We start from the raw sequence: 4,048 nt of genomic DNA on the forward strand, positions 1-4,048 counted from the left end.
CCGCCCTGCGCGTACCTCACAACCCACAGCTACCGGAACGGTCCGGAAGCTGTCAGGCGAACAGCTCCGACATCACCCAATCAAGTTCAATAGCGGTTTCCCGCGAACGGGTGGGGCCGTACGAGGCTGGTGATTGCTGGCCTCCGCTACCGTCCAGGTCGGGGCCGCCGCCCACGAGCGGACTGCAGTGTGGCTTCTGCTCGACCTCCTTGCGGCCGCCCGCGCAGGGTTCGGGGACGAACTCGACGGCTGGCGCGGGTGCGCCATGCCCAGTGGGCAGAGGAAGCCACCGCCTGGGAACGGTGGGCGCGCCTGGAAGCGGGAGCCGCGGCGGTACCGGTACGGCTCGCCGCCTGAAGCGCGCGATGTGGTGTCGTTCAGCAAAGGAGTCGGAACGAGTCCTCTGCCTGGGGAGAAGAGGAATGCTTGCGCCCGGAAGCCAAGCCGGGGACAACCAGTTTCCGGGCGCGGCCAGGCGCGGAGCAGTGTGGCCTGCTTCCGTGGGTGATGCAGGGCGTTGTTCTAGGCTCGTGAGAAGGAATTGACTCTGTGGGTGAAGGGGGCAGGGGCTGTGGCTATGTTGTTGCGGCAGCAGGAGTTGGACGCGCGGGTTGAGTTCTGGTCCTTCGGGTTGCAGGAATCGGACGACAGTGTGGTTCCGGTGCCGTTCCCGGACGACTTCCAGTGGGGGGTGTTCCTGCAGGGGCATGTCCGACGGTTCGATGTGTTCAGCGCCGGCCATACCCACACTGCACTTCTCGCGGTCCGGGTATGGGACAGCAGTCCCGGTGCCGAGGCCGGCGACTGGGAGGAGCAGGCTGAGACCGATTTCGAGTCGGTGACCGGCGATGTGGCGGTGTGGGGGGCAGGCCGCTCTGAGGATCTGATCCGGCTGGGCCGACCTGGCATGTGGCGGGTGCGTGTGCGGTGTGCGGGCAGGACTGAGGTGGAGAGGGAGACGCAATCTGAGGGCACGGCCTACGGCGTAGAGCGCTACGCGATCGATTTCTGGCCGAAGTCCGACTGAGGTGCCGGGCCCGACCAGGCGAGCCCGACACCCGCTTTCCCAGGTCAGCTGATCTTCACGATGAAGCCGTCTTCGAGGCCGTCGATGATGCGGTTGTTGTTATAGAAGCCGCGCAGTAGCGTGCCGGCTGCGCCGTTCTCAGTTTTGGGGACCGGCATCGCAGAGAAGTTGTTCTTCTCGACATGCGGGTCGTACTCCTCCACTGCGGAGCCCTGGTAGGTGGAGGCGAAGGGGAACTCGTCACACTCCTTGCCGCCGTCGGTGTAGTTTGCCCCCCAATACCGCTTGCACTCCCGGACAGCCACTGCCCGGTTGCGTTCGTGCCGCTTCGTATCGAGGAACAGGCGGTGCAGAGGTTCCTGGACCGTATCGCCAGGGACGTTCTTGAGCGCGTTGAGCGGCTTGGTGGCCGTCGGGTTCGAGAAAGCCTGCTTAATGTGGTCGGCCACAGCCTTCTCTGGTGCACCCGGCTGCGAGCTGTACTCGAGAGTGGCGATCATGCTGAAGGCTGCCCCGCCCTTGTTTGCCGGGTTACCCGCACCGGTGGAGTTCCGGAGGTAGGAGGCCGCATCCCACCGCGGCGCGAACATGAACGGCTTGCCGGTCTTGGGGCTTTCCCCCACCCACCCCGCCGGTAGCGTGGAGGTCACCGACGGCTGGTAGACGGCGGCGATCAGATCCGCCGCGCCAGCCCCGGTACCCTGCCCAGGCGCGTAGCGGACGGAGTGGGAGTAGTGAGGGTTGGACTGCATCTCCAGCCACGTCCTGGTCACCGGCAGGGTCTTGCCGACGACAGGTGTCGCTGCAGCCGGCCAGTCCTGCGCTACATCACCCTTGAGGCCGATCTTCAAACCTGAGACACCCGTGGAGCCCACTGCGGTGAAGTCCGTCACGTCATAGTCGAAGTAGATCGTGCGGTCCGCCTCCTTCGGAACCGTGCCACGCACGTACACCGTGTACGAGCTGGTTCCGACCGCACCGCTCTGCTTCTCCCAGATGGTGCTCACCTTCAAGCCTGTGCAGACGGCGAACCTCGACTTGATATAGACCTGGGATGCCCCAGCAAGGTTGCGCTTGCATTCGTCCAGCGTCACTGCGCGGGCGGGTTCCGGGTAGGAGACTGCCGCCGGCGCCAGGAAGGAGGCGGCGTGCCCCTGGCTCTGACCAGCACGTTCGGAAGCGATGACTGCAGGCGTCGTCGTCTTGACGCCGTACGAAGCTGCCGGGCCGACAACCTCCATCGGCGTGGTTGCCGCCTCACTCTGCGAGTCAATGCCAGCAAGTAGCTGTGGTGCCGCGCCCTGCCGCAGCTCCTCAAGAGGCGGGAGGGCTGAGCCGGGCGCGAGCATGAACGTGCGAGCCTGAGGAAGGGCGGCCGCGGATGCCGGACTACCCGCGGGCAACAGCAAGGCTGTTGTAAGGGCGGCTAACGCCGCCACACGGGTGCGACGCGACCATGTCGTAGCAGTGATGATTCCCCCATGGGTTTTCGAGTGAGTGGATCAAGCTCGAACACTCATAGATATCGAACAAGTGGACGCATTTGCCAGGGGTTTCATCGCCTACGGCGCGTTCTGGACAAGCCATTGGCTGATCCACACGGACTGGACGGTACTCAAGCTCAGCTTGACGTTTAACGTCTGGCTTCGAACAGGCGGGCCCGATGTGCACCCTCCGCGCGGCCTGCCTCGGGCAAGCCTGGCCTCGTGTCTACCCCGCGGCGCGAGGGCAGTACTTCGACACTGATGTCGGTCCGCTCGGGCATGATCGGCTCCGATCGGACTTTGCGATGGGGTGGTGTGACGTGGGCGAGTGGCGGACCGATCCGACGTTGGCGATGTGTCGGGCGCTGGCGGACGGTGCCGAGCTGTCCTCGTTCGCGGGCGGGCCGTTCGACGTGCGGGCGGTTATGGCCGACCTCCGGCCCGAAGCCAAGGATGATTTTCTGCTCGGCGAAGTTCCCTGGGAGCACTTCCCTCAGGGGAATCGTGTCAGGGAGGCCGTCCACCTGCTGCACACCGGCGACTCGCCCGGTCGCAGCGGAACGGGCGTGGTGAGCGGCATGTGCGCCAACGACATGCGGGCTGCTGCCGTGCTCGCCGTGCCGTTCCTGATCCGGATCGCCGCCGATACTCGCCACCCTCACCGTGTCGACGCGCTCGCCGAAGTCTCCTGCCCGGCCCGAGCCCGTCACTTCGGCGTCGCCTCCCGCGACCAACTCCTGCTCCATCGCGCCGAGACCTACGACGACCTCTACGACGGCTACGGCGTAGAGGTGAGCGGCTACCCGGCGGGCTGGTCGATCGACGCCGCCCGGGCCGCGATCACTGCCGACACCGCCCTCCTTCGGTCCTTTCTCGACGACCCCGACCCCGCAATCCGCATCCGCGCCGCCTACGCCCTGGCCACCCCCACCGACCGGACCGTCCGTGCCGTCTTCCGCACCCGGCTCGCCGTTGAGCAGGATCCGATCGTCCGCGCCGCCCTGGTCCTCGCCACCGCCGAAGCCACCCGCGCTCACCCCCACCCGCCGACCACCGAGTGGATACGAGAGCGGTGGCGAGACCGGGCACAGGCGCCCGAGGTCCTGCTGGCCGCCGCGATCGGCTGGCTCTGTCTCACCGAGGAACCCGCCCCGGACGACTTGCGCGCCACCGTCGACGACCTCGCGACCGACGAGCGCGCCCACGCCATGGACGTCTTGCCCTGGATGGCCGCCGCCGGTGCATCCGACGAGACAGGTCTGCAGCGCTGCGTCCGAAAGATGCTCCACCCCGAACCGCCCGATCCGGTGGGGTACGACGACCCGTGGGCCCCGCACCGCTGATAGCTGGTCCACCGGGCCTTGACCCCGGATTGTGGACACCGGAGAGACTTGGATCTTGATGGTCCAGGAGAACGGAGTCCCCGTGGGGATGAAGCACTATCCCGCCGAGTTCAAGGCGGACGCGGTCGCGTTGTACCGGTCGAGGCCGGGAGCGACGATCAAGTCGGTCGCCGGTGATCTCGGGGTGAACACCG

The 4,048-nt window shown here is 66.6% G+C and carries 4 protein-coding genes; 3 read left to right on the forward strand and 1 reads right to left on the reverse strand.

Annotation, left to right across the window (positions count from 1 at the left end; all coding sequences use genetic code 11):
- Positions 1-577 precede the first annotated feature (577 nt).
- The gene (locus ACFWUZ_RS36130) at positions 578-1,027 is read left to right on the forward strand and encodes a hypothetical protein (protein WP_384382347.1); all 450 of its coding nucleotides are present in this window, start codon (positions 578-580) and stop codon (positions 1,025-1,027) included.
- Between the two features lie 44 nt (positions 1,028-1,071).
- Here the strand turns inward: ACFWUZ_RS36130 and ACFWUZ_RS36135 are convergent, their stop codons facing one another.
- Entirely contained in the window at positions 1,072-2,376 is a 1,305-nt protein-coding gene (locus ACFWUZ_RS36135; RefSeq protein WP_384382343.1) for a NucA/NucB deoxyribonuclease domain-containing protein, read from the reverse strand.
- A 314-nt stretch (positions 2,377-2,690) separates the two neighbouring features.
- On the opposite strand from ACFWUZ_RS36135, the gene ACFWUZ_RS36140 reads away from it, so the two are divergent.
- Together ACFWUZ_RS36140 and ACFWUZ_RS36145 are read left to right on the forward strand one after the other, a co-directional pair.
- Positions 2,691-3,854 carry a HEAT repeat domain-containing protein gene (locus tag ACFWUZ_RS36140; RefSeq protein ID WP_384382345.1) on the forward strand — a complete coding sequence of 388 codons (1,164 nt, stop codon included), beginning with the start codon at positions 2,691-2,693 and terminating at the stop codon, positions 3,852-3,854.
- An 82-nt stretch (positions 3,855-3,936) separates the two neighbouring features.
- Positions 3,937-4,048 (forward strand): transposase (locus ACFWUZ_RS36145; protein ID WP_384382349.1); only part of this gene is annotated, 112 nt, incomplete at its 3' end.

Origin of the sequence: Streptomyces sp. NPDC058646 (genome assembly GCF_042716875.1) — a bacterium.
Taxonomy (GTDB): domain Bacteria; phylum Actinomycetota; class Actinomycetes; order Streptomycetales; family Streptomycetaceae; genus Streptomyces.